Source organism: Sphingomonas paucimobilis NBRC 13935 (genome assembly GCF_000739895.2).
Classification (GTDB): Bacteria; Pseudomonadota; Alphaproteobacteria; order Sphingomonadales; family Sphingomonadaceae; genus Sphingomonas; species Sphingomonas paucimobilis.
On sequence record NZ_BBJS01000052.1, the window covers coordinates 1 to 22007 of the forward strand.

Annotated in this window: 27 protein-coding genes and 2 tRNA genes; 6 read left to right on the forward strand and 23 right to left on the reverse strand. The window is 66.6% G+C overall.

What is annotated here, in order from left to right; translation table 11 throughout:
- Positions 1-79: 79 nt before the first annotated feature.
- Together SP6_RS16320 and SP6_RS16325 are read right to left on the reverse strand one after the other, a co-directional pair.
- Entirely contained in the window at positions 80-1063 is a 984-nt protein-coding gene (locus SP6_RS16320; RefSeq protein ID WP_007404609.1) for an NADP-dependent oxidoreductase, read from the reverse strand.
- A 102-nt stretch (positions 1064-1165) separates the two neighbouring features.
- Positions 1166-2422, reverse strand: a complete 1257-nt coding sequence (locus SP6_RS16325; protein WP_007404606.1) for a DUF2171 domain-containing protein — start codon at positions 2420-2422, stop codon at positions 1166-1168.
- Between the two features lie 245 nt (positions 2423-2667).
- Here SP6_RS16325 and SP6_RS16330 point away from each other — a divergent pair.
- The 3 genes from SP6_RS16330 to SP6_RS16340 all read left to right on the forward strand — a co-directional run bounded on the left by SP6_RS16330 (position 2668) and on the right by SP6_RS16340 (position 4479).
- Positions 2668-2743: transfer RNA gene (locus SP6_RS16330), tRNA-Ala, on the forward strand.
- A 231-nt stretch (positions 2744-2974) separates the two neighbouring features.
- The gene (locus SP6_RS16335; RefSeq protein WP_007404668.1) at positions 2975-3748 is read left to right on the forward strand and encodes an NUDIX hydrolase; all 774 of its coding nucleotides are present in this window, start codon (positions 2975-2977) and stop codon (positions 3746-3748) included.
- Positions 3748-4479, forward strand: a complete 732-nt coding sequence (locus SP6_RS16340; RefSeq protein WP_007404614.1) for an extensin-like domain-containing protein — start codon at positions 3748-3750, stop codon at positions 4477-4479. Before SP6_RS16335 ends, SP6_RS16340 begins: the two co-directional genes overlap by 1 nt.
- Positions 4480-4522: 43 nt before the next feature.
- On the opposite strand, the gene SP6_RS16345 is transcribed toward SP6_RS16340, so the two are convergent.
- The 4 genes from SP6_RS16345 to SP6_RS16360 all read right to left on the reverse strand — a co-directional run bounded on the left by SP6_RS16345 (position 4523) and on the right by SP6_RS16360 (position 7214).
- Positions 4523-5047 carry a hypothetical protein gene (locus tag SP6_RS16345; protein WP_007404577.1) on the reverse strand — a complete coding sequence of 175 codons (525 nt, stop codon included), beginning with the start codon at positions 5045-5047 and terminating at the stop codon, positions 4523-4525.
- Between the two features lie 215 nt (positions 5048-5262).
- Positions 5263-5550 carry a hypothetical protein gene (locus SP6_RS16350; RefSeq protein WP_007404700.1) on the reverse strand — a complete coding sequence of 96 codons (288 nt, stop codon included), beginning with the start codon at positions 5548-5550 and terminating at the stop codon, positions 5263-5265.
- A 61-nt stretch (positions 5551-5611) separates the two neighbouring features.
- Positions 5612-6391, reverse strand: a complete 780-nt coding sequence (locus tag SP6_RS16355; RefSeq protein WP_007404504.1) for a transglutaminase-like domain-containing protein — start codon at positions 6389-6391, stop codon at positions 5612-5614.
- A 76-nt stretch (positions 6392-6467) separates the two neighbouring features.
- The gene (locus SP6_RS16360; protein ID WP_037568278.1) at positions 6468-7214 is read right to left on the reverse strand and encodes a Bax inhibitor-1/YccA family protein; all 747 of its coding nucleotides are present in this window, start codon (positions 7212-7214) and stop codon (positions 6468-6470) included.
- Between the two features lie 122 nt (positions 7215-7336).
- Between SP6_RS16360 and thpR the strand changes: the two genes are divergently transcribed.
- The 3 genes from thpR to SP6_RS16375 all read left to right on the forward strand — a co-directional run bounded on the left by thpR (position 7337) and on the right by SP6_RS16375 (position 9225).
- Positions 7337-7915, forward strand: coding sequence for an RNA 2',3'-cyclic phosphodiesterase (thpR, locus tag SP6_RS16365; RefSeq protein ID WP_007404651.1), 579 nt, complete (start codon positions 7337-7339; stop codon positions 7913-7915).
- A gap of 31 nt (positions 7916-7946) precedes the next feature.
- Complete coding sequence (locus SP6_RS16370; RefSeq protein ID WP_037568279.1) at positions 7947-8483, forward strand: superoxide dismutase family protein; 537 nt, start codon at positions 7947-7949, stop codon at positions 8481-8483.
- A 79-nt stretch (positions 8484-8562) separates the two neighbouring features.
- Positions 8563-9225, forward strand: coding sequence for an HAD-IA family hydrolase (locus tag SP6_RS16375; RefSeq protein ID WP_007404559.1), 663 nt, complete (start codon positions 8563-8565; stop codon positions 9223-9225).
- Positions 9226-9349: 124 nt separating this feature from the next.
- Here the strand turns inward: SP6_RS16375 and SP6_RS16380 are convergent, their stop codons facing one another.
- The 17 genes from SP6_RS16380 to SP6_RS16460 form a co-directional block, all read right to left on the reverse strand.
- Entirely contained in the window at positions 9350-9703 is a 354-nt protein-coding gene (locus SP6_RS16380; protein ID WP_007404566.1) for a HesB/IscA family protein, read from the reverse strand.
- Between the two features lie 2 nt (positions 9704-9705).
- A complete protein-coding gene (locus SP6_RS16385; protein WP_007404555.1) occupies positions 9706-10179 on the reverse strand; it encodes an SUF system Fe-S cluster assembly protein in 474 nt (157 codons plus the stop codon).
- Positions 10176-11381, reverse strand: a complete 1206-nt coding sequence (locus SP6_RS16390) for an aminotransferase class V-fold PLP-dependent enzyme (RefSeq protein WP_007404610.1) — start codon at positions 11379-11381, stop codon at positions 10176-10178. Before SP6_RS16390 ends, SP6_RS16385 begins: the two co-directional genes overlap by 4 nt.
- Positions 11378-12457, reverse strand: a complete 1080-nt coding sequence (locus tag SP6_RS16395; protein WP_007404618.1) for a SufB/SufD family protein — start codon at positions 12455-12457, stop codon at positions 11378-11380. Before SP6_RS16395 ends, SP6_RS16390 begins: the two co-directional genes overlap by 4 nt.
- Entirely contained in the window at positions 12454-13206 is a 753-nt protein-coding gene (gene sufC, locus SP6_RS16400) for a Fe-S cluster assembly ATPase SufC (protein WP_007404520.1), read from the reverse strand. The genes SP6_RS16395 and sufC overlap by 4 nt, the downstream gene beginning before the upstream one ends.
- Positions 13207-13434: a hypothetical protein gene (locus SP6_RS21060; protein WP_126053329.1), complete on the reverse strand. Its 228-nt coding sequence runs from the start codon at positions 13432-13434 to the stop codon at positions 13207-13209.
- Positions 13434-14897, reverse strand: a complete 1464-nt coding sequence (gene sufB, locus SP6_RS16410; protein ID WP_007404490.1) for a Fe-S cluster assembly protein SufB — start codon at positions 14895-14897, stop codon at positions 13434-13436. Before sufB ends, SP6_RS21060 begins: the two co-directional genes overlap by 1 nt.
- Positions 14897-15352, reverse strand: a complete 456-nt coding sequence (locus SP6_RS16415; protein WP_007404670.1) for an SUF system Fe-S cluster assembly regulator — start codon at positions 15350-15352, stop codon at positions 14897-14899. The genes sufB and SP6_RS16415 overlap by 1 nt, the downstream gene beginning before the upstream one ends.
- Positions 15353-15556: 204 nt before the next feature.
- The gene (locus SP6_RS16420; RefSeq protein ID WP_007404685.1) at positions 15557-16603 is read right to left on the reverse strand and encodes a Glu/Leu/Phe/Val dehydrogenase family protein; all 1047 of its coding nucleotides are present in this window, start codon (positions 16601-16603) and stop codon (positions 15557-15559) included.
- A gap of 133 nt (positions 16604-16736) precedes the next feature.
- Positions 16737-16813: transfer RNA gene (locus tag SP6_RS16425), tRNA-His, on the reverse strand.
- A gap of 63 nt (positions 16814-16876) precedes the next feature.
- The gene (locus tag SP6_RS16430; protein ID WP_007404498.1) at positions 16877-17599 is read right to left on the reverse strand and encodes a type II secretion system protein N; all 723 of its coding nucleotides are present in this window, start codon (positions 17597-17599) and stop codon (positions 16877-16879) included.
- On the reverse strand, positions 17599-18072 hold the full coding sequence (gene gspM, locus SP6_RS16435; protein WP_007404596.1) for a type II secretion system protein GspM: 474 nt from the start codon (positions 18070-18072) through the stop codon (positions 17599-17601). The genes SP6_RS16430 and gspM overlap by 1 nt, the downstream gene beginning before the upstream one ends.
- Entirely contained in the window at positions 18069-19151 is a 1083-nt protein-coding gene (gene gspL / locus SP6_RS16440) for a type II secretion system protein GspL (RefSeq protein ID WP_007404617.1), read from the reverse strand. Before gspL ends, gspM begins: the two co-directional genes overlap by 4 nt.
- Positions 19151-20128, reverse strand: a complete 978-nt coding sequence (gene gspK / locus SP6_RS16445; protein ID WP_007404676.1) for a type II secretion system minor pseudopilin GspK — start codon at positions 20126-20128, stop codon at positions 19151-19153. Before gspK ends, gspL begins: the two co-directional genes overlap by 1 nt.
- A gap of 4 nt (positions 20129-20132) precedes the next feature.
- Positions 20133-20804 carry a type II secretion system minor pseudopilin GspJ gene (gspJ, locus tag SP6_RS16450; RefSeq protein ID WP_267884196.1) on the reverse strand — a complete coding sequence of 224 codons (672 nt, stop codon included), beginning with the start codon at positions 20802-20804 and terminating at the stop codon, positions 20133-20135.
- Positions 20805-20902: 98 nt separating this feature from the next.
- Positions 20903-21256, reverse strand: coding sequence for a type II secretion system minor pseudopilin GspI (gspI, locus tag SP6_RS16455; RefSeq protein WP_007404570.1), 354 nt, complete (start codon positions 21254-21256; stop codon positions 20903-20905).
- A gap of 160 nt (positions 21257-21416) precedes the next feature.
- Entirely contained in the window at positions 21417-21884 is a 468-nt protein-coding gene (locus SP6_RS16460) for a GspH/FimT family pseudopilin (protein WP_227876588.1), read from the reverse strand.
- Positions 21885-22007 lie beyond the last annotated feature (123 nt).

The following is a 22007-nucleotide window of genomic DNA, read 5'->3' on the forward strand; positions in this document are numbered from 1 at the left end:
GGGGGTCCCGCTCTTGATAGCGAGATACCCCTCCACCATGCTGCACATGGTCCCCCTCCCCTTGCGGAGGAAGAATATCTTACAGCTTGACCAGCATCTTGCCCTTGTTGCCGCCGGAGAACAGCGCCAGGAACGCCTCGGGGGTCTTCTCCAGCCCCTCGAACACCGTCTCTTCGCGTTGCAACTTGCCGTCCGCCAGCATCGCGGCCATGTCACGGTAGAAGCCGGCCTGATCCTTGAAGTCGGAGACGATGAACCCCTGCATCCGGATGCGGTTGCCGATCAGGCGGAAAAGATATTTCAGGCTGGTCGGCTTGGCGTCGTTATAGACGTCGATCATTCCGCAAATGGCGAAACGCGCCCCCGGCTTGGCATGGGCGAGCGCCGCATCCAGATGATCGCCACCGACATTGTCGAAATAGACGTCGATGACATCCGGTGCCGCCTGCCCCAGCGCCTCGACCACCGGCGTATCGCCCTTGTAATCGATCACCGCGTCCGCGCCGAGTTGGCGGACCCACTCGGTCTTGTCCGCGCCGCCGGCCGATCCGATCACCGTCATGCCCTTCGCCTTGGCGATCTGCACCACAGTCGATCCCACCGCGCCCGCCGCCGCCGAGACGAAGACGGTGTCGCCCGGCTTGGCCTCGGCGACATGGAGCAGGCCGTAATAGGCCGTCATGCCCGGCATGCCGAGCTGGCCCAGAAAGGCCTGCGGATCGGCCTTGATATCGGGAAGCGGCTGGACATGCTGCGCAGGCAGCACCGCCTCGTCGCGCCAGCCAGCCATGTGGCTGACTAGGGTGCCGACCGGGATGCCGTCCGCCCGGCTTTCGACCACCTCGCCGATCGCGCCACCCTGCATCGGCTCGCCGAGCTGGAAGGGCGGGACATAGCTTTTGGTGTCATTCATCCGGCCGCGCATATAGGGATCGACCGACAGCCAGCGATTGACGACCCGCACCTGCCCTTCGGCCAGATCGGGTAGGCTCTGTTCGACCAGAGCGAAGTCGTCTGACGTGGGCAGCCCCTTGGGGCGCGCGGCCAGGGTCCAGGCCTTCATATAATTGTCCTCTTCGTTGCAATATTCTCCAAATGGGAAAGGGCCCGGGTGTTGTCCACCCGAGCCCTGCCATGTCGTCACCTATGACGACGAACCGTGCGATCAATAACCGCGATTGGTGTCCGACGTGCTGCCGGTGGTCGTCGTACCGCTGGTACCGGCCGTACCCGTGGTGGTCGACGTGCCAGAGGTGCTGCCCGTGGTCGAGCTGCCCGCGCTGCTCATAGAGCCGGTGCCGCTGGCCGAGCCGGTCTGGCCATAATTGCCCGACTGGCCATAGGCACTGGTCTGGCCCGAGCGATTGCCGCGATCGTCATTGGTGCGATCACCGAACATGGCGCGGGCGTTTTCCTCCTCGCGCCACTGCGCCTTGGCTTCATCGGCGGTCTTGGTCAGCGTGACCTTGTCCTCGACCGACTTCAGCCAGCGCGACGGGATCGAGTGGTGCTGACCACCGGCGTCGCGGTCGTTCTTGGTCAGCAGGATGCGGTCGCCGCGCAGCTTGTCGACGGTGCCGACATGGCTGCCGTCCGAACCCACGACTTCCTGATGCTCCTTCACCTTGGACAGCAGATCGCGCTGGCCCTGGCGCTCGGTACGCCAGCTATTGAATTCATTGTGGAACTTGGTGCGGTTCTCGCTGCGATATTCGTCATAATCGCGGTCGAACGCGGCGATCTGGCCCGAGCGCCAGTCGTTATAATGGTTATCCTGTTCGGCATAATAGCGCTCGTCATAGCGCGCATCGGCCTCGCGGCGGCGTTCCGCCTCCTCGTCACCGAACCACGAACGGACCTCGTCCCCGGCGCGCGCGAAGAAACCCCGATCCTCGTAATCATAACCCTGCGGCTGACGGCCATAGTCACCGCGGCCCTGGCCCTGACGGCCATAATCACGGTCCTGGCGGTCGTCACGGCCATAGCGGTCGCCGGTATAACCATAGCCGCGCGACGAATTGCCGTAGCTCGACGGGCGATACTCATCACGGTCATAGTTGCGGTCACGCCCGTAATCGCGGTCGCGACCATAGTCGCGCTCACCACGATAGCCGGCATAACCGCCCGAGCGGCCCTCGGCGTAACGGCCTTCATTCTGGCGGCTGCCAAAATCCTGGCGACCGCGGTTGAAGGTGTCGCGGTTGCCATAGCCCTGATAGCCATAGTCGCGCGCACCATAGCCGCGGCGGTCTTCGTTGCGGCTGCCGTAACGGTCGCTGTCGCGATCGTCGTCAAAGGCGCCCGCCGCTTCATAGTCGCGTGCGCTGGAGTAAGTATAATCGCGGCCGGACCCAAAATCGCGGCCATAGTCGAAGTCGCGTTCGCCCCGATTGGCGCCGCGGGAATAGCGATCGTAAGCCATCCATACTCTCCTGAATTCCGGTCCTGCGGGGGCCAGGGTCGCTCACCGGCGCCTGTACCGTCCGACCGTTTCAATGAGGCACGTCAAGACATTGTTCCGTGGCGATGTTGCACGCGCGACGGAATGCGCCGACCGACAGGCCGAATGAGTCGGAAAAAATTTTGGTGGATCGCGTCGAACCGGTGTTGCGTCGCTCCGGATCACCGGCTAATGGCGTCGCTCCCGATCACGATCGGGCACGGGGCGGGGCTGTAGCTCAGATGGGAGAGCGCTGCAATCGCACTGCAGAGGTCAGGGGTTCGATTCCCCTCAGCTCCACCACCCCAGATCCGGACAAGCCAGACTTTCCGCTGAAGCTGATCTCCGATAGCTGCCTATAAAGCACGTCCGGTATCGCGCCGGTACAGCAGCGACCATTGACCGCCTTGCCATAAGCTCAAACAGATATTGGGCTTGGCCATCCGTGCGGTTCACGCCAATCCGCTTTGCGTCGCTTTTGATCGCCGCCCCCTCCCGCTTGCCCGATCCGCAACTTTGCGCGTTAAGCGGACGATGCCTGCCGACACACCCATCCCCGATGCCATCCCCGCCGCCAGCCTGATCCTAATGCGCGACGGTGCGGAGGGTGATGGCCCGCCCGAGATCCTGATGGTTCGACGGGCCGCGACGCTGGCCTTTCTGGGGGGCGCGATGGTCTTTCCCGGCGGCAGGGTCGACCCCGCCGATCATGCAATGGTCGCCAAGGACGATCCCGATCCGGACGAAGCCGCCGCGCGGGTTGCCGCGATCCGCGAGACGATCGAGGAAGTGGGTCTGGCACTTGGCCTCTCGCCCTCGCCAGATCCGTCGGCGCTGAGCGCACTGCGTGACGGCGTGCGACAGGGACAGGCCTTGGCATCGCTATTGAAGGAGCATGGCCTGACGATCGAAAGCGACGCCCTCATTCCCTTCGCACGCTGGTGTCCGGAGCATGTTCCCGTTCGCCGGTTCGACGCACGCTTCTATCTCGCGCGGATCGACCGCGACGCTTCCGCACCCATGATCGATGGCGGCGAGACGGTCGATGCGGTCTGGCTTCCCGCCGTGTCGGCACTGTCGCAGGCGGATCGCGGCGAGATACGGATCATCTTTCCCACCCGCCGCATGCTCGAACGGCTGGCGCTCTATCCCGACTTCGCTACCGCCGCCGCCGATGCCCGTGCATGGCCAGTACGGCGGATCATCCCGTTCCTGGCGGAGCGCGATGGCGTGCCGTCGATCTGCATGCCCGACGATCTGGGCTTTCCGGTCATCTCGGAGCCCGTCACGCGGGCCGAGCGCGGCTGATGCGTGCGATCCGCCATGGGGTCGGCATCCTGGTCGGAATCGGCATTGCCATCACTCTGGCGCTGCTGCTCTGGGGGCTGACGCGGCAAAGGCCGCAGGACGTGCCTTGGGCACCGCTCGATCTGGGGCAGCCGGTCGGCATGTCCACCGGGCGCAAGCTGACCGCGCTCACCCAGAAGCCCGACCAGTGCATGGCGCTGCTCGATCGCGCGGGCATTCGTTACAACCGCCTGCCGGCCCGCCGCGATGGCGAACAATGCGGCTATGACGACGCGGTGCGGTTCACAAGCGGCGGCGCGCGGGTGATCGACTATCGCCCTGCCTCGCTGGGGATATCCTGCCCGGTCGCGGCCTCGCTCGCTCTATGGGAATGGAATGGGGTACAAGCTGCCGCGCGCGACCTGCTGGGTGCGGAGGTCGTGCAGATCGATCATCTAGGCAGCTATAATTGCCGCCGGATCAGCGGGCGGAGCAGCGGCGACTGGAGCGAACATGCGCGCGCCAATGCCGTCGACATTGCCGGATTCCGCCTGAGTAATGGGCGCCGGATCAGCGTGCTTCGCGACTGGTCCGACACAGGCACCAAGGGCCAGTTCCTGCGCCGCGTCCGCGATTCGGCCTGCGACCTGTTCGCGACGACCCTATCCGCCGATTACAACGCCGCCCATGCCGACCATCTCCACCTCGACCAGGCCTATCGCGGGCCGATGGGCTGGCGCGCCTGTCGGTGACGGAGCCCCCCGCCCCGTCACCGCTCCCACACGCGCCGCACCGTCAATTGGCCAGCGACGTCCCGTTGGTGTCGACCTTCTCCACCCAATGCGGGAAGAAGGCGGGCTGACGGCTCGACCAGCCGGCGGCGGTGGCCGCGGCTTCGCTGATCGACTGGAGCAACTGGCGCCGCAGTTCGGGATGAAGATGCGGCAGCGCCGCCGCCGAGCAGAACAGCGACGGCAGCCATGGCCGCACCTCGGCACCGATCAGCCGCTCATAGAGGAAGCGAAAAGCCGAAAAGCTCGTCAACCGCCCCTGCCCCAGGTCGAACGCTGCGATCATCACGGCCGGGGCCATGAACGGCTCCAGCGATTCGAGGCCACTATCGACCGGGATATGATGCCGCACCTCGGGAAGGTTCCGATAGAGCCGTGCCTGGGCGCGAATGCTCGCGGCTTCGACCACATCGCGCGACCAACGGGCCATCGCATCTTCGCGATCAAGCCCGATGTCGAGGGAGCGACGGATATAGCGCTGCGTCGACGCGGAGAAGCTCGCAAATTCCTTCATTTCGGCCAGGGTCATCGCCCCTTCGGCTGGCCTATTCTTCGATCCCATATCGTCACCCCACCCATCGGTTTGAACCCGCCAAGCTTACGCCAGATTGGTTAACGCAAGGCTGAACAGGTCGGAGGACAGACGATCACGAAATCCGCCGCGCCGCAACATTGGTTGCGACGAACTGCTGTCATCGCAACCAATTGCCGTATCATTGGCGCATTCTGGCAACTTTCCTGCGCTCAGCGATCGTCCTCGCGATAGCCTGAGGACGGCGCCGGGCCGTCACGCCCAGGCTGGGTGATCGAGGGCGGATCGCTGGCGTCCATCGTCTCGTCCAGGCTCTCGTCCAGTTGCGCCTCGATATCATCGGGGTTGGACTGAAGCTCGCCGGCGATCTTGTCGTCCTGGCCGGCATCCTGTTCAGGCTGACGGCTGGGCTGGTCGGGCCGATTGCCCTCCTCTGCCTTGGCGCCACCGGGCGCCACCGAAACGCTGTCCAGCGCGCGGTCGTCGATGCTGTCGTTCATGGCACTTCCCCATCTCAGTGGACAGGGTCAACGAGCCACGACACGCAACCGTTCCTATCGCTTAGTCCAGCCGCTCGACACGCACCTGCTGATCGCACAACTGCGCCTCGCCGAAGATGGTCATGAAGGCGATGTCAGTCGCGTCCCGCCCTACCCCGACCCGCGCAATCTCCTCGGGCCGCGCCATGCCGGTCGCATCGACCAGATGCCAAGCGCCATCCAGCCAGAGTTCGGCCACCGCATGGAAATCGGGCGGATCGACGCCCGGCGCATAGGCCGAGACGCAGCGGGCCGGGATTTCGGCTGCGCGCGCCAGCGCCACCAGCAAATGGGCATAATCCCGGCAGACCCCGGTGCGCGAGGCAAAGGTATCGAGCGCGGTCGTCACCCCTTGCGAACTCCCCGCACGATAGGTCAGCCGGGTGCCGATCCAATCGACCAGCGCCGCCGCCATCGCCCCCCCCGCCAGCCCCGCAAAGCGCGCGCGGACAAAGCCCTCCAGCTTGTCCGACTCGCAATAGCGGCTGGGAAGCAGATAGGGGATCAACTGGCCCGGCAGCGTGCGGGCCGGTGTCGCGGGCAGGTCATGCAAGCCATGGACCGGCCGGTCGATCGCCACGATCGCCTGGTACCGCGCGGACAAGGCGTGATCGGCACGGACCCAGCATCGCTGCCCGATCCCCTCCTCGCCCGGCACCGCCGTCACGCCATGATCGGACCAGATGGTCAGCGACTGCTGCTCCAGCCATTGGTCGGCCATCGCCGCCGCCTCGATCTGCAGCAATATGTCGGCCGGCTCGGCCAGCGTGTAATCCAGCGATACTTCGATCGACAGCCGCATCAGCCCATCCCATCATAGCAAAAGGGCCCGGCGGACGATCCGCCGGGCCCCAGACAAAGTATCTTGTTCCGTCGTGTCAGTCGCGGCTCGAGCCGGTCAGACGCAGGATGAACAAGAACATGTTGATGAAGTCGAGATACAGGCTCAGCGCCGACATGATGACCACACGGTCCTGCATCGACGTGCCACGCACCTCATAATAGAGCGACTTGGTGCGCTGCGTATCATAGGCGGTCAGGCCGGCGAACAGCAGCACGCCGACAAAGCTGATGACCAGCGCCATCGTGCCCGACTGCAGGAACAGGTTGATCAGGCTGGCGACGATCAGACCGACCAGACCGATGATCAGGAAGGTACCGAACGCCGACAGGTCACGCTTCGTGGTGTATCCATAGAGGCTCAGCGCCGCGAAGCCCGCCGCCGTGGCGAAGAACGCACCCGCGATCGACGCACCGCTATAGACCAGGAAGATGGTCGACAGCGACAGACCCATGACAACCGCGAATGCCCAGAAGAGCATCTGCATCGTCGAGGTTTTCATCCGCGACTGGCCCATGCTCAGCGCGAACACGAAGCCCAGCGGCGCGAACATAATGACATATTTCAGCGGACCGCCGCTCATGAAGACCTGTGCGGCCGGGCTCGACGCCCCGCCCCAGGCGAACAGCAGCGCGACGATACCCGTCAGCAGCACGCCCGACGCCATGTAGTTGTAGACGGACAACATGTACGAACGCAGACCAGCGTCGAACGCGGTAGAGCCCGTGTTGGCGGTGGTTCCGAACGGCGCGGCGCTCGGCCGTGGATCAGACCAGTTTGCCATGGTGAACTATTGCTCCTTTGCCCGGCCATGTGCCGGTTAGTGGAAATATCGCTCTCCCGGGGACGCTTTTCAAGCCAAAGCGGTTCCCGATCACAGTGTCATTGCGGTAGAAACAATTTGTCATGCTCCGCCTCTTCGTAGCACTCCGCCCGCCGCCCGCCATTCGCGATCTGCTCGCGGACGCCATGGACGGTGTTCCCTATGCCCGGTGGCAGGATGACGAGCAGTTGCACCTGACGCTGCGCTTCATCGGCGAGGTGGACCGGCCCCAGGGCGAGGACATCGCGGCCATGCTTGCCCAGATCCATGCGCCGGCGCCGACCATCCGAATCGCCGGGGTCGGCATCTTCGCGCATCGCGGCCGCGCCGATGCGCTTTGGGCTGATGTCCAGCCGCAGGACGCGCTGTCACACCTTCACCGCAAGGTGGATCAGGCCTGTGTCCGCGCCGGCCTGCCGCCCGAGCGCCGTGCCTACCGACCGCATATCACCCTGGCCCGCATCGCGCGTTCGGCGGGCACGGGACCGGAGATCGATGCGTGGCAGGCCCGTCATGCCGGGCTGTCCAGCGATCCTTTCGTCATGACCCATCTCACCCTTTACCAAAGCCATTTGGGGCAGGGGGGCGCATCCTATGAACCCGTGATGCGTTGGCCGCTAGGAACCGGTGCGGCTGATGGACAAGCCGGCCATGCCGCATGACAGAAAATATGACCAACAGGGAGCTTCCGATATGAAATACGCCACGCTGCTGACCCTCGGCACCGTCGCATTGGGCCTTTCCGCCTGCGACCAGACCAAGATGGAAACCGGCGCTCCCCTGCCCGGCGCGCCGAGCGCGACCGCGACGCTGCGCACCGGCACGGGCGCCGATGCCGGCCGTGCCACCGCGACCGAGGTGGCGGGCGGCCTTCGCGTCACGCTCGACGCGATGAACGTGCCCGCGGGCATGCACGGCGTTCATGTCCATACCGTCGGCCGCTGCGACGCGCCCGACTTCACCACCGCCGGCGGTCACTGGAACCCCGCGCAGCGCCAGCATGGCAGCCTCAATCCGCAAGGGCCGCACGAGGGCGACATGCCCAACATGACCGTCGGCAATGACGGACGCGGTACGCTGGGCGTCGTGCTGCCGGGGGCGACCATTGCGGGGCTCCTCGACGCCGATGGCGCGGCGATCATCATCCATGCGGCCGCCGACGATCTGAAGACCGATCCCAGCGGCAATAGCGGTGGGCGGATCGCCTGCGGCGTGTTCCAAGCGAACTGATCCCTCTCCCACACCACACCCCCACCCCGTCGCGCTCTTCCCGGCGCGGCGGGGCTTTCTTGCCCGCCAGGATCACGCCATGCACACGCCCCTGCCCACCCGCTCGTTCAGCGCTTTTCTGTTCGATATGGACGGGACCATCCTGAGTTCGATCGCTTCGGCCGAACGGGCCTGGACCGCCTGGGCGGAGCGCCAGGGGCTGGACGTGGCGACGTTCCTGCCGACGATCCACGGCGTTCAGTCGGTCGAGACGATCCGGCGGCTGAACCTGCCCGGCGTCGATCCGGTGGCGGAAGCCCATGCCCTGACCGAGGCGGAGATGCTGGACTTGGACGATATCGATCCGATCGGCGGCGCGGCGGCATTCCTGAATGCGCTGCCGGCGGATCGCTGGGCGATCGTCACCTCCGCGCCGAAACGGCTGGCGGAAGTGCGGCTAAAGGCGGCCGGCCTGCCGCTGCCCGGTGTGTTCGTGACGGCCGAGGATGCCGAGCGGAGCAAGCCCGCGCCGGATGGCTTCCTTTTAGGTGCGGAACGGCTGGGTGTGGCGCCGCAGGACTGCCTGGCATTCGAGGACGCTCCTGCCGGCATCGCAGCGGCCGAGGCAGCGGGCATGACCGTGGTGGTGATCGCGCAGACCCACCGTGAGTTGATGGATACCCATCATCCGATAGTGAAGGATTATCGCGATCTGGCGGTGGAATGGGATGGGGCGAGCTTGCGGCTGGAGCATCGCGTTTAGGGCCGCGACGCTCCCCCTTCCCACACATTAACGCGGGCGCACCGGAACAGTGAGCGTGTCCGAGTCGCCTATCCCAAGCTCCATTCAGCCTGAGCGCCGTCGAAGGCCAAGGGAAACCTTCACCTCAAACCGTAAAGCTCTCCCCACAGCCGCACGCACCCTTGGCGTTGGGGTTCTGAAACACGAACCCGGCGGTGAAGTCGTCCTCGACCCAATCCATAGTCGAGCCGATCAGATACAGGATCGACCCGCCATCGACGAACAGCGTGCCGCCGGGCGTGTCGATCTTCTCGTCGAACGCCTTGGCCTCGGTGACATAATCGACCGAATAGGCCAGCCCCGAACAGCCCCGACGCGGCGTCGACAGCTTGACCCCGATCGCCCCTTCCGGCGCACGGGCCATCAGATCGGCGATCCGCGCTTCCGCCGAAGGCGTCAGGTTCAGCGCGGCGGGACGTGGGCGCAGGGTGGTTGCCATGATCAGAGCATTCCCAGTTCGAGCTTGGCATCGTCCGACATCTTCTGCGGATCCCAGGGCGGGTCCCAAATCAGGTTGACGTCAGCGGTCGCGATCCCCGGCACGGCCGAGACGCGCAGTTCAACCTCGCCCGGCATCGACTCGGCGACCGGGCAATGCGGGGTGGTCAGCGTCATCGTCACGACGGCATGGCTGCCCTCGGTCACTTCGACGCCGTAGATCAGCCCCAAGTCATAGATGTTGACCGGGATTTCGGGGTCGTAAATGTCCTTCAGCGCGTCGATGATCCCGTCATAGAGCGCGCCGCCCGGCTGGGTCGGATCGTCCGCGGTCGGCTTTTGCGAAAGGAAGCCCGACAGATAGTCGCGCTGCCGCTCGGCCGGAGCGTCTTGGGCCGGCGATTCGACAACGTCCTGCACGCGCGCCTTGGGCGGCTGCGCGACGCTGTCCACTTCCTCGATCTTGTAATCGCTCATCCGAAAATCCTCGTGACCCGCCGGACGCCATCCACCAGCGCCACGACGTCATCGGGTCCGTTATACACGCCGAAACTCGCCCGCGCGGTGGCGGGCAGACCGAGCGCCTCCATCAAAGGCTGGGCGCAGTGATGGCCCGCGCGGATCGCCACCCGACTCTCGTCCAATATGGTGCCGATATCATGGGGATGAACCCCCTCGACCGCGAAACTGACGATTCCGGCGGAGTCTTCCGGCCCCAGCAGCCGCACCGAGTTGATCGTCGACAGCCCCTCTCGCGCCTGCGCGACCAGCGCCGTTTCGTGCGCGTGGATCGCATCCAGGCCGATGGCCGAAACATAGTCGATCGCGGCATGAAGCCCTAGCGCGCCGACGATATGCGGCGTTCCCGCCTCGAACCGGCCCGGCGGCGGGGCATAGGTGGTCTTCTCGAAGCTGACCCGGTCGATCATCGACCCGCCACCTTGATAGGGGGGCATGGCGTCGAGCAGTTCGGGCCGCGCCCACAGCACGCCGATCCCGGTCGGACCGTAGAGCTTGTGGCCCGAAAAGACGTAGAAATCGCAGTCGAGCGCCTTCACATCGACCGCGATGCGCGGCACCGCCTGGCACCCGTCGAGCAGGATCTTGGCGCCGACACCATGCGCCAGATCGGCGGCACGCCGCCCGTCCAGCACCGAGCCCAGCACGTTCGACACATGGCCCAGCGACACCAGCTTATGCGCCGGGGTCAGCATCCGCTCCATCGCGTCCAAGTCGATGCGGTGATCGTGCGTCAGCGGCAACACGTCGATCGCGACGCCTAACCGCTCGGCGACCATCTGCCACGGCACGATGTTGGAGTGATGCTCCAGCATCGACAGCAGGATGCGGTCGCCCGCCTTCAGCTGCGTCGCGGCCCAGCATTGCGCGACGAGGTTGATCCCCTCGGTTGCACCGCGCGTGAAGACGATCTCGCTCGCCGATCCCGCCCCGATGAACCGCGCGGTGGCTTCGCGCGCCGCCTCATAGGCCAGCGTCATGTCGGCCGAGCGTTGATAGACGCCGCGATGCACGGTGGCATAGCTGGTGTCATAGGCACGGGTGATCGCCTCGATCACGGTTTGCGGCTTCTGCGCGGTCGCGGCGGTGTCGAGATAGGCCCACCCTTGCGGGATCGCCGGAAAATCCGCCACCCGGTCGAGAGGCGCGGCGGTCGTCAAAGCGCCGCCTCCAGCCACGCATCGGCGTCCGCCGCAAAGGCCTCGCGCACCGCGTCGTTGCCGATCCGATCGATCGCATCCGCCACGAAGGCGCGGGTCAGCAGCGCCTGCGCGCGGGGCTTCGGGATGCCCCGGCTCTGCATGTAGAACAGTGCGCGCGCATCCAGTTCGCCCACGGTCGCACCGTGTGCGCACTTCACATCGTCGGCGAAGATCTCCAGCTCGGGCTTCAAATTCACCGTCGCCGTCCGCTGGAGCAGCAGGCCGCGAAGCGACTGTTCGCCATCGGTCTTCTGCGCATGACGCGCCACCTCGACACGGGCGGCAAGGCTCGCCTGGCTGCGATCGGCAGCGACCGCGCGCCACAGCTGATGGCTCTGGCCGTTCAGCGCGGCGTGACGCAGACTGACGGCGCACTCCTGCTTCAACTCGCCCTTGGTCAGCAGCGCACCGCCGAACTCGGCATAGGCGCCGTCGCCGGTCTGGGTGATGCCGCCGTCGATCCGTGCGCCCATATTGCCCGCCGCCAGGAAGGTCGCCGTCAGGCTCGCGCCCTCGCCCAGTTCGGCTTCCTCGCGCAGCGAGACGAAGCCGTCATCCTGCAACAACCGGACGCCACGCATCAGCCGCGCCGACGCCGCCAGCTTCACCCGCGTCAGCCGGTTGGTCCAGCCGCGTCCGACATAGGTCTCATAGACCTGCGCCGCCGCATCCTCGGCCAGCACGATCTCGGCGGGCAGATGATTGGCCGCGCCGCTGGCGACATGGACGATCTGCACCGGATCGGCGACCGCATCGCGCTCCAGCCGCAGCGACCAGCCACGCCCCAGTGCCTGGCGACCCAGCGGGTGGTCGCTCGCGTCGATCTGGGTCAGCTGGACCAGGCCAAGATTGCTGGCATTCTCATCCAGCACGCCGTCGACGAACAGCAACCGCGCGCCCGGCAGATCGAGGAAACGATCCGCCCCCGTGACGGGCACCGCCCGCTCGCTCTCCGCCGCCCGGCGCAGCGCGTCGATATCGGCCCAGCGCCACGCCTCTTCGCGCGTGGAGGGGAGTTCCAGCGTGATCGTCACGCCGCCGCTCCCTCGACGCCCGCATAGCCCTCACGCTCCAGTTCGAGCGCGAGTTCGGGGCCGCCCGAGCGTACGATGCGGCCATCGGCCAGCACATGCACCCGGTCGGGCTGCACATAGTCGAGCAGCCGCTGATAATGGGTGATCAGCAGCACCGCCTTGTCGGGCGCGCGCATGATCCGGTTGATGCCGTCGCCGACGATGCGCAGCGCGTCGATGTCGAGGCCGGAGTCCGTCTCGTCGAGGATCGCGAACTTGGGGTTCAGGATGCCCATCTGAACCATCTCGTTGCGCTTCTTCTCGCCGCCCGAAAAGCCGACATTGACCGGACGCTTGAGCATGTCCTGGTTCAGCCCCAGCCCATCGGCCTGCGCGCGGGCGAGCTTCAGGAACTCACCGCCCGACAGCGGCTTTTCGTCACGCTGGCCGCGTTGCGCGTTCAGGCTCTCGCGCAGGAACTGGACGTTGGACACGCCGGGAATCTCGACCGGATATTGGAAGCCCAGGAACAGGCCTGCCGCAGCACGCTCGTTCGGCTCCAGCTCGAGCAGGTCGACGCCGTCGAACGTCACCGAACCCTCGGTCACTTCGTAACCCGGACGCCCGCCCAGCACATAGCCCAGCGTCGACTTGCCTGCACCGTTGGGCCCCATGATCGCATGGACTTCGCCCGCATTCACCTCGAGCGTCAGGCCCTTGAGGATCGGCTTGCCGTCAATCTCGGCGTGGAGGTTTTCGATCTTGAGCACTTACTTATTCCACCGTTCTAAAAACTTGCAAGTCAGATGAGCAGCCTCACCGACACCTTTTTCAGGATCGGCAAAATGCTGTACCGAAAGCACTTCAAGTCGCATTTCATCAGCGCCTTCATTCACCACCAAGGTTTCGCCAACCCTCGGCAGGAACTGAAAGTTATACATGTCAGCTACGAGCGGAGGCCCATCTTTTTCGTCAGTGTGCACGAAAACACGCGACATTAACCGACGCTCCCCTCCAGCGAAATCCCTAGCAGCTTCTGCGCCTCGACCGCGAACTCCATCGGGAGTTGCTGCAGCACCTCACGCGCGAAGCCGTTGACGATCAGTGCGACCGCCGCTTCCTGATCCAGCCCGCGGCTCATCGCGTAGAAGAGCTGGTCCTCGCTGATCTTGCTGGTCGTCGCCTCATGCTCGATCTGCGCGCTGGGGTTCTTCACCTCGATGTACGGCACGGTATGCGCGCCGCACTGGTCGCCCAGCAGCAGGCTGTCGCACTGGGTGAAGTTGCGGACATTCTCGGCGGTCGCCGCGACGCGGACGAGCCCGCGATAGGTGTTGTCCGACCGCCCGGCCGAAATCCCCTTCGACACGATGGTCGAGCGGGTGTTCTTGCCCAGATGGATCATCTTGGTGCCGGTATCGGCCTGCTGGCGATTGTTGGTGACCGCGACCGAGTAGAACTCGCCGACCGAACCGTCGCCCGCCAGCACGCAGGACGGGTATTTCCATGTCACCGCCGAGCCGGTTTCGACCTGCGTCCACGACACCTTGCTGTTTTTACCCTGGCACAGCGCGCGCTTAGTGACGAAATTATAGATGCCGCCGACGCCATTCTCGTCGCCCGGATACCAGTTCTGGACGGTCGAATATTTGATCTCGGCATCGTCCAGCGCGACCAGTTCGACCACCGCCGCGTGCAGCTGGTTCTCGTCGCGCATCGGCGCGGTGCAGCCCTCGAGATAGGAGACATAGGCCCCCTTGTCCGCGACGATCAGCGTGCGTTCGAACTGGCCGGTATTCTCCGCGTTGATGCGGAAATAGGTCGACAATTCCATCGGGCAGCGGACGCCCTCGGGAATGTAGACGAAGGTGCCGTCCGAAAAGACCGCCGAGTTGAGCGTCGCGAAATAGTTATCGCGCTGCGGCACGACCTTGCCCAGCCACTTGCGGACCAGATCGGGATATTCCTTGATCGCCTCGGAGATCGAACGGAAGATCACGCCCGCCGCTTCCAGCTCCTTGCGGAAGGTGGTCGCGACCGAGACGCTGTCGAACACGGCGTCGACCGCGACCTTGCGCGCGCCCTCGACGCCCGCCAGCACTTCCTGCTCGGCGATCGGAATGCCCAGCTTCTCATAGGTCCGCCGGATTTCGGGATCGAGCTCGTCCAGTGACGCGATCGTCTTCTTCTGCTTGGGCTCCGCGTAATAATACGCGTCCTGATAGTCGATCGGCGGGATGTTGAGCTTGGCCCAGTCGGGCGTCTCCAGCGTCTGCCACAGGCGGAACGCCTTCAGCCGCCAGTCGAGCATCCATTCCGGCTCGCCCTTCTTGGCAGAGATATAGCGGACCGTATCCTCGCTCAGCCCCTTGGGCGCGAAGTCCTGCTCGATCTCGGTGGCGAAGCCCCACTCATACTTCTTGTTGGCGGCGGCAAGCGCCTCTGCATTTTTCGTGGCCATCAGGCGAATACCCCCGGACGCGGAGAAGCGTCCATCACTTGCGATTCAACAGGATCGGCGGCGAGCGTCGCGAGCGTCACCCCGGAAAAGGCGGCGCGTACCGCCTGATTGACGACATGCCAATGCGGCCGGACGCGACATTGCATTTCCAGGCCGCAGTCATGCGCGGCGCCCTCGACGCAGGCGGTCAACGCGATCGGGCCGTCCACCGCCTCGACGATATCAGCCAGGCTGATCGCATCGGCGTCTCGGGCGAGGCGAATGCCGCCGCCGGTGCCACGCGTGCTCTCGATCAGCCCAGCACCCGCCAACCGGCTGACCAGCTTCTGCGCGGTGGGCAGCGGCACGCCCGTCTGCCCCGCCAGCAGGGTCGCATTGCTCCGCCCGCCCACGCCTTCACGCGCGGCGGCGGTCATCATCACGACCGCATAATCGGCTAGGCTGGAAAGGCGCATGATCTCCAATCGGATGGATTTGGTCCGATTGGCAAATGGGCGTGAGGGGCCGGTTCGTCAACCGCGAATGCGCACGGGAATTTCGATGGGTGTGAGTGAGGGGACAATTCCCCAATCGTCATTGCGAGGAGCGGAGCGAAGCGAAGCAATCCAGGGCGCCCGGGCGTGGGACCCTGGATTGCTTCGCTTCGCTCGCAATGACGCTTAGCGCCCGATCAGGCCTTGTGCGATCTCGTCCGCTACGTCCGACGCCGGATGGCCGGTTTCGGCCGAGCGCTGCCACACCTGCTCCAGCCGCTCGGGGATCTTGGCGATGCGCGCCATGACCTCGGCCTCGTCGCCCTGACCCAGATATTCCAGGCCGACATTGATGATGCCGCCTGCGTTGATGACGTAATCGGGGGCATAGAGGATGCCCGTCTCCGCCACGCGCGCGCCGTCTTCGCGGGTCGCCAGCTGGTTGTTGGCGCCGCCTGCGACGACCTTGGCCTTCAGCCGCTGGATCGAATCGGCGTTCAGCACCGCGCCCAGCGCATTGGGGCTGACCAGATCGACATCGGCGAACAGGATCTCGTCGGCCGAGGCGACGCTGGCCCCCAGTTCCGCCGCCATCTGCTCGGCCCGCGCCTGGTTGACGTCGGCGATGGTCAGGATCGCGCCGTCCTTCGCCAGCAGCTTGGCGAGACCGCCGCCGACCGAGCCGACGCCCTGGATCGCGACGCGCACGCCCTTCATGTCGGTCACGCCCAGCCCGCGCTTGGCCGCCGCCTTGACGCCCAGATAGACGCCGTGCGCGGTGTAGGGGCCGGGATCGCCGCCCGCCGCGCCGCTCGCCACCGGCAGGCCGGAGACATAGCGGGTCTGGGTCGCGATGATCTTCATCCGCTCCTCGGACATGCCGACGTCCTCGGCGGTGACATAGCGACCGGCCAGAGATTCGACCGCCCGGCCGAACGCTTCCAACTGCGCGGTGGTGATGACGTCACCCTGTTTGGCCGCCAGCACCACGCCCTTGCCGCCGCCCAGCGCCAGACCCGCCATCGCGTTCTTGTAGCTCATGCCGCGCGACAGGCGCAGCGCGTCGGTGATGGCGAGCGCCGGGGTGGCATAATGCCAGAAGCGCGCGCCCCCCGCCGCCGGGCCGAGATGCGTCGAGTGCACGGCAATGACCGCCTGCAGCCCCGAGGCGGGATCGGTGAACAGATGCACGCCCTCATGCGCGTCGAAATCGGGAAAACCCCAGTTCGTCATGCTCGTCCTTCGGTCCGACAAATGCGGAACCGGACCGAGTCTTCCGACCCGGCCACCCAATCGGTGAGGATTTAGGGGGGACACGGGCTTGGAAGGGGGCCGGTGCCGTGGCCAGCGAAATGGCCGGAAAGAATGGGGCGACCGACGGGACTTGAACCCGCAACTTCCGGCATCACAAGCCGGCGCTCTAACCAATTGAACTACGGTCGCCGCGAAGGACTGCGCCCCTAAACGGGATGACGGCCTTTCGTCAAGCGGTCAAAAGCGCGCGCTTTAGAATCTTCCCTGCGCCGAAAGTCGGTATCCACCACCCGACCCGGCGACGAAGCCGAGCTGCTCCAGCTTCGCGGCGGCCGCCGGATCGCTCGGGCTCAGGACCAGGTCGGCGGTATAACGGCCATCGGGGCGGATGCGCAGGTTGACGGCCTCGGTGCCGCCCTGCCCCGTCATCGGCAGCAGCAGCGCGCCCGCCTCGCACCGGGCATTGCCCATCATGGTGGGGGGCAGCGGCAGGCCACCGGCCTCGCCGGTCACGGTCGCGCGGACGCGCCCGCCGGCTTCCTCGCACACCCCGTCACGAAAGCGGACGGTCACATCCTCCAGCGCCAGCGTGGTGACGGGCAAGGGCGCGAACAGCGCGGCGGCGGGCAGGCTGGCGGTGACGCCGTCAATGCCCATCGCGTGGCGGCTGATCGTCGCCGCGCCCGCGATCGGGCGACCATCGGCGCCCGCGCCCTCGAATGCCAGCCGCGCCCGGCCGACGAGCAGCGCGAGGGGCGACAGCGATACCCGCAGATCGCCGAGCGCCACATCGCCGAACCGCGCCTCCAACAGGCTACCGCCCCAGATGGTGCCGCCGACCCGCCGCGCGCTCAGCCCCTGATCGGCCAGCCCGGTCGCGCCCAGCGCCAGGCGCATCGGCAGGAAGACGATCAGCGCCACGACCAGCATGGCGGCGAACAGCACCGACGGACGCGTGGCCAGCCGCAACCGCATCACGACACCCGCGTGCGCAGGAGGAGCGCCACACCGACCGTCCGGTCGCCATTGTCGGTCAGGGTCGCCTGCTCGACCAGCACCCCGCCCCGCTCCAACCGTGCCAGCCACGGCGTCAACGCAGCGGGCCGCGCAGAGCCGATCTGCGCGCGCACCCGGCCGGGTCCATCCTCGGTCAAGCCGGACAGGGTGAAGCCCGCCTGCTCGGCGGACACCCGCACCGTATCGGCCAGCGTCCCCGATAAAGCGGGTGGACGGCGGCGGCGCTGGGCCAGTTCAGCGGCGATCGCTTGCGCCTCGCCCAGCCGGATCACCGCATCGGCATGCCGCTCGCGCGCGCTCGACAGGCCATCGCTCATCGGGCGCAAGATGCCGCCCCAGATGATCGTGACGACCAGCAGCGCGCCCATGACCAGCAGCAGACGCTTCTCGCGCAAGGAGCGCCCGTCGAACCAGAGTTTCAGCGCCTTCATCGCCCGCGCACCGTAAATTCTCCCGTGATCCGACCATTGGCCGCGACGAAGGTACTGGGTTGGACGGTGAAGCCCTGCGCCTCGATCGCACGCTTCAGATCGGTGGCCAGTGCCTCGCGGTCGACCGCCACACCCAGCCGGACATCGCCATTGGGCTGGAAATCGAGCGCGGTCAGTTCGGTGCCAGGGACGCTGCGCACCGCCGCGAAGACCGCCGCCGCCGTCCGGCTGAACCCCTGGCCCGGCCCGCGCACCGCCGACAGCCGCTCGGTCAATTGCCGGTCGGCATCGACCAAGGTCTCGCCGCGCGGCAAAGCGGTGCGCGCGACCTGTTCGATCTTCGCCTCGGTCGCATCCGCCGCAAAGCTGTATTTGGTCCATTTCACCAGATCGATCGCCAGAGTCACGACTATGATCGCGAGGCCCAGCCAGCCCAGCCGCCGGACCAGCCGCCAGTCGATCGAAAAACCCCGCCGCCGCGCGAACGGCCCCTGCCGCAGGTCGAGCGCAGGGGCGGCGGCGACCGCGCCCAGCGCCGCCTCGATCCCATCGGCGTCAAGATCGGCGAGCGGCTCCTCGCCCGTGACGATCTCGGTAAAGCCCGGCTCATCGGCAAAGCCCGACGAGCGCCCACGCACCACGCCCTGCCCGGCCAGATCGCCGCGCACATAGCCCTCGTCCGGGCGCGGCAGCAGCAGCGGCGCAGGAACGACCGCGACCGGGTCCACCCCCGCTGCGCCTAGACGCGCGAGCCAGCCCGCCATCGCACCGCGATTGACGATACCGATCGGGCGGCTCCCGGCGTCTTCCTCGCCGACCGCGACGTGCAGTTCGTCCATCGGCGCGGCGCTGACCTCGCTCGCCATCAGGCGCGCGGCGGCGGCAGCCTGCGCCGTCGAACGCGCCGGGATCTCGGCCCAGTGGAGCGACACCGCATCCGCCGGCGCGACCGCGATCACCTCGCCATCGCCCTGCGGCAGGCCCTCGCCGGCCGCCGCGACGCGCTCGTCCTCGATCCGCATCCAGCGATAGTCGCCGCCCTCGCCGGGCGGCAGGAACAGGAGGTTGGTCGCACTCATCACTCTTCCCCCCATATCCGCGCCACTAGCTGCGGCATCCCCTGTCGCGCATCGACCAGCGCACGCTCATCGACCCGGACGCTGCCCAGCGTCACGGTGATGCGCAGATTGAACCAGTGGCTCGTCGTCGCAACCCCGCCTGCGCCGGCCGCCCCCGGTATCTGCGCCCAGAACGCGCCCGCATCCGCATAGCCTTGCGGCGGACGGCGCAAAAGGGCCTGTGCGATGGCGCCGGGTGAAATCGTATCAACCTGCGCCATCGCGACCAGCGGCGCCTGTTCCGGGGCCAGCGTGTTGATGTTGACCATGGTCGGCTTCGTCTCGGGCAGGGTGCAGATCCATGGACGCATCTGCGCGTAGATCTCCGGCGTGACGCCATTCACCATTCGAAACTCGCTGACATCCGCCATCATGGCGCCGCCGGTCCGATAGGGCGGATCGCGGGCGAGATAGAGCGCATCCTCGGCACCGCTGCCTTGCGGATTTTCGTCGCTGTCGATCCAGTCGGAGGTGGCGGTCGCGACCTGCTCGGCGACCTGGCCGGGGATGCCGAGCAGCCGCATCAGCTTGGCGAAATGCGCGACCTCCACCGCATTGCCGATCAGGACGCCGGGCTGGCCGGTCAAGTTCTGGGCCAAGCCATTCAGGTTGAAGCAGTTGCCGCCATCGGTCACCCGCGCGACGGCGCTGCCGCCGCCCGCCATTCCGCCGAGCGGTAGAGCAAAGGGCCGGTCGCTCCACCCGCCGAGCAGCGACACGCGCCCCTGCGCCTGCTGGAGGAGACCGCCGATGCGGATCATCGCCAGCGCCTCGGCGGCGTAGGCGAAACCGCGCGCCTGCTCGATCGCCACCGCATTGCCGCCGAGCCGAGTGGCCAGCCGCAGCTTTTCCAGCGCGGTCGCAGCCAGCACTGCGATGACCGCAACCAGGATCAGCACGGTCAACAGCGCCGCGCCGCGCTGGCCGGAGGGGGGCACGCGCCTAGCCATTGGGGGTCGGCGTCGGGGGCGGTGTGGGCGTATCGCCGGGACCACCGGCCTGCCCTGGCGAGGCGATATAGCCAGTCCCGACCAGAAAAAGTTGGCGGAAAATCTGGCCATCATCGCGCACGATCGTCACCTCGGCGGCCTGCGGCAGGGCGACGCCGGGCTCGCCCTGCCACTGATCCAGCCATGCGCCGTTGAAGCGGTAGCGCAGATGCAGTTCGCGGACATGATCCATCAGCGCCGCCGGCTCCATCGGCGCGGTGCCGTCCAGCAGCGGCCAGGCCACCCGCTCCAGCACATCGCCGTTCAGGCGATAGGCGACCTTCTGCAGCGAAGGGCGCTGCGCATTGTCGAGATTGCTCCAGCCGCCGCGCACCAGCCGCATCGCATCGGGCCCGGCGACCATGGCGGGGGTCTGCACTCCGCCCTCATCGCGCGTCGGCCGATCGACCGCCTGCGCCAGATCGGCGGAGAGGATCGCGGTCGTTCGGCTGACCGCCGCCATTGCGTCGAGTCGCTGCCCCGTCACGCCCTGAGCGCGGACGCTGAGCGACAGGATCGCCACGGCGGCGGCGGCCAGCATCGAGAAGATGAGCAGCGCCACCATGACTTCGACCAGTGTGAAGCCGTTGGGATAAGCGCCGCCCCGGCGAAGGCCGGGGCCCAGTCGCCGTGCGGAATGAGGCGCGCAGCCACATTTGCCCGCCCTTTCAAGGTCCGCCAAAGCTGGACCCCGGCCTTCGCCGGGGTGGTGGAAGGTGAACATCACGATGCCGCCACCCCGACTGCTGGCGCAGTCATAGGCGGACGCACCATCGTCAGTCGCCCGACGATGCTCCCCCCGGCATTGGCCACCGCGACATCGATCCGCACCACGCGCGCATCGCCCGTCCCGCTGACGATCCGGGTCCATTTCCAACTCCGCCCGCCATTCACCTCCGTCCCCGTCGTCCGCCCTAGCGCCGGCGCCTGGGGATCGGTGACGGCCGAGATGGCGACATTGCGCGCCACCATTTGCGCGACCAGCGTCTCGTCGAGGATCGAGGCACCCCGGATCGTCGCGCTCTCCAACCGGACGAGCGCCATCGCCGCCAGGCTGAACACCGCGAGCGCAACCATGATCTCGATCAGGGTAAAGCCATCCTCCCCGGCACGGGGAGGGGGACCATCCGCAGGATGGTGGAGGGGGCGGGCCGCATAGCGTGCCCTTTGTGGAAGCCCCCCTCCGTCAGGCCTTTGGCCTGCCACCTCCCCGTGCCGGGAAGGATTGAAACGCCCCTCACCCATCAACCCGCACCGTACCATCGGCGCCGATCCGCACGATGCTGCTCGCGCGCTCGCGGACCAGGCGGAGTTCGACCGGACGATCCGCCAGCCCCGTTACGTCGAAGGTGATGCGCACCCGCCCGCTGGCGTCCGGGACCTGCGCCTGGGTGCCGTCCTCCCATTGGGCGACGCGCAGGGGCTTGGCGGTCATCGGGCTCCACGCGCCGTCCGTTCGCTGGTCGAAACCATAGCCACCACGCGTGACCCAGATGCTGACCGGCGACGCCTCGACCACCGCCACGTCATGCGCGGCGCGGACGCGTGCGGCGAAGCGCAGCGCCTCGTCCCCCACCCGACCTCGCCGATCGGGCAGCGACCAGACCGCGATGGCGGAGGCCAGGCCGATGACGGTGATGACGATCATCAGTTCGACCAGAGTGAAGCCCCGCTCACTCGCTCCGTTCGCAATGAGCGAAGTCAAAGTGCGTGGGGTGAGGGCTCGGCTTGGCCTTCGACTTCGCTCGGGCGGAACGGAGGATTGGGATGAGGTCACTCGCCTCACCCCACGCAGGCCCTGCCCGCCGCCATTCCCGGCATCCAGGCG

What these genes read in the sequence shown, in the direction of transcription:
- SP6_RS16325 (WP_007404606.1), bottom strand. Translation starts at nt 2,422, where the DNA reads ATGGCTTACGATCGCTATTCCCGCGGCGCCAATCGGGGCGAACGCGAC.
- SP6_RS16350 (WP_007404700.1), bottom strand. Translation starts at nt 5,550, where the DNA reads ATGAACGACAGCATCGACGACCGCGCGCTGGACAGCGTTTCGGTGGCG.
- SP6_RS16375 (WP_007404559.1), top strand. Translation starts at nt 8,563, where the DNA reads ATGCACACGCCCCTGCCCACCCGCTCGTTCAGCGCTTTTCTGTTCGAT.
- SP6_RS16415 (WP_007404670.1), bottom strand. Translation starts at nt 15,352, where the DNA reads ATGCGCCTTTCCAGCCTAGCCGATTATGCGGTCGTGATGATGACCGCC.
- SP6_RS16360 (WP_037568278.1), bottom strand. Translation starts at nt 7,214, where the DNA reads ATGGCAAACTGGTCTGATCCACGGCCGAGCGCCGCGCCGTTCGGAACC.
- SP6_RS16380 (WP_007404566.1), bottom strand. Translation starts at nt 9,703, where the DNA reads ATGGCAACCACCCTGCGCCCACGTCCCGCCGCGCTGAACCTGACGCCT.
- SP6_RS21060 (WP_126053329.1), bottom strand. Translation starts at nt 13,434, where the DNA reads ATGTCGCGTGTTTTCGTGCACACTGACGAAAAAGATGGGCCTCCGCTC.
- SP6_RS16355 (WP_007404504.1), bottom strand. Translation starts at nt 6,391, where the DNA reads ATGCGGCTGTCGATCGAAGTATCGCTGGATTACACGCTGGCCGAGCCG.
- sufB (WP_007404490.1), bottom strand. Translation starts at nt 14,897, where the DNA reads ATGGCCACGAAAAATGCAGAGGCGCTTGCCGCCGCCAACAAGAAGTAT.
- SP6_RS16430 (WP_007404498.1), bottom strand. Translation starts at nt 17,599, where the DNA reads ATGCGGTTGCGGCTGGCCACGCGTCCGTCGGTGCTGTTCGCCGCCATG.
- SP6_RS16420 (WP_007404685.1), bottom strand. Translation starts at nt 16,603, where the DNA reads ATGACGAACTGGGGTTTTCCCGATTTCGACGCGCATGAGGGCGTGCAT.
- SP6_RS16385 (WP_007404555.1), bottom strand. Translation starts at nt 10,179, where the DNA reads ATGAGCGATTACAAGATCGAGGAAGTGGACAGCGTCGCGCAGCCGCCC.
- gspI (WP_007404570.1), bottom strand. Translation starts at nt 21,256, where the DNA reads ATGGTTGCGCTCGCGGTGTTCAGCCTGGCGGCGATGGCGCTCGTCCGG.
- SP6_RS16345 (WP_007404577.1), bottom strand. Translation starts at nt 5,047, where the DNA reads ATGACCCTGGCCGAAATGAAGGAATTTGCGAGCTTCTCCGCGTCGACG.
- SP6_RS16370 (WP_037568279.1), top strand. Translation starts at nt 7,947, where the DNA reads ATGAAATACGCCACGCTGCTGACCCTCGGCACCGTCGCATTGGGCCTT.
- SP6_RS16320 (WP_007404609.1), bottom strand. Translation starts at nt 1,063, where the DNA reads ATGAAGGCCTGGACCCTGGCCGCGCGCCCCAAGGGGCTGCCCACGTCA.
- SP6_RS16340 (WP_007404614.1), top strand. Translation starts at nt 3,748, where the DNA reads ATGCGTGCGATCCGCCATGGGGTCGGCATCCTGGTCGGAATCGGCATT.
- gspM (WP_007404596.1), bottom strand. Translation starts at nt 18,072, where the DNA reads ATGAAGGCGCTGAAACTCTGGTTCGACGGGCGCTCCTTGCGCGAGAAG.
- gspL (WP_007404617.1), bottom strand. Translation starts at nt 19,151, where the DNA reads ATGAGTGCGACCAACCTCCTGTTCCTGCCGCCCGGCGAGGGCGGCGAC.
- SP6_RS16335 (WP_007404668.1), top strand. Translation starts at nt 2,975, where the DNA reads ATGCCTGCCGACACACCCATCCCCGATGCCATCCCCGCCGCCAGCCTG.
- thpR (WP_007404651.1), top strand. Translation starts at nt 7,337, where the DNA reads ATGCTCCGCCTCTTCGTAGCACTCCGCCCGCCGCCCGCCATTCGCGAT.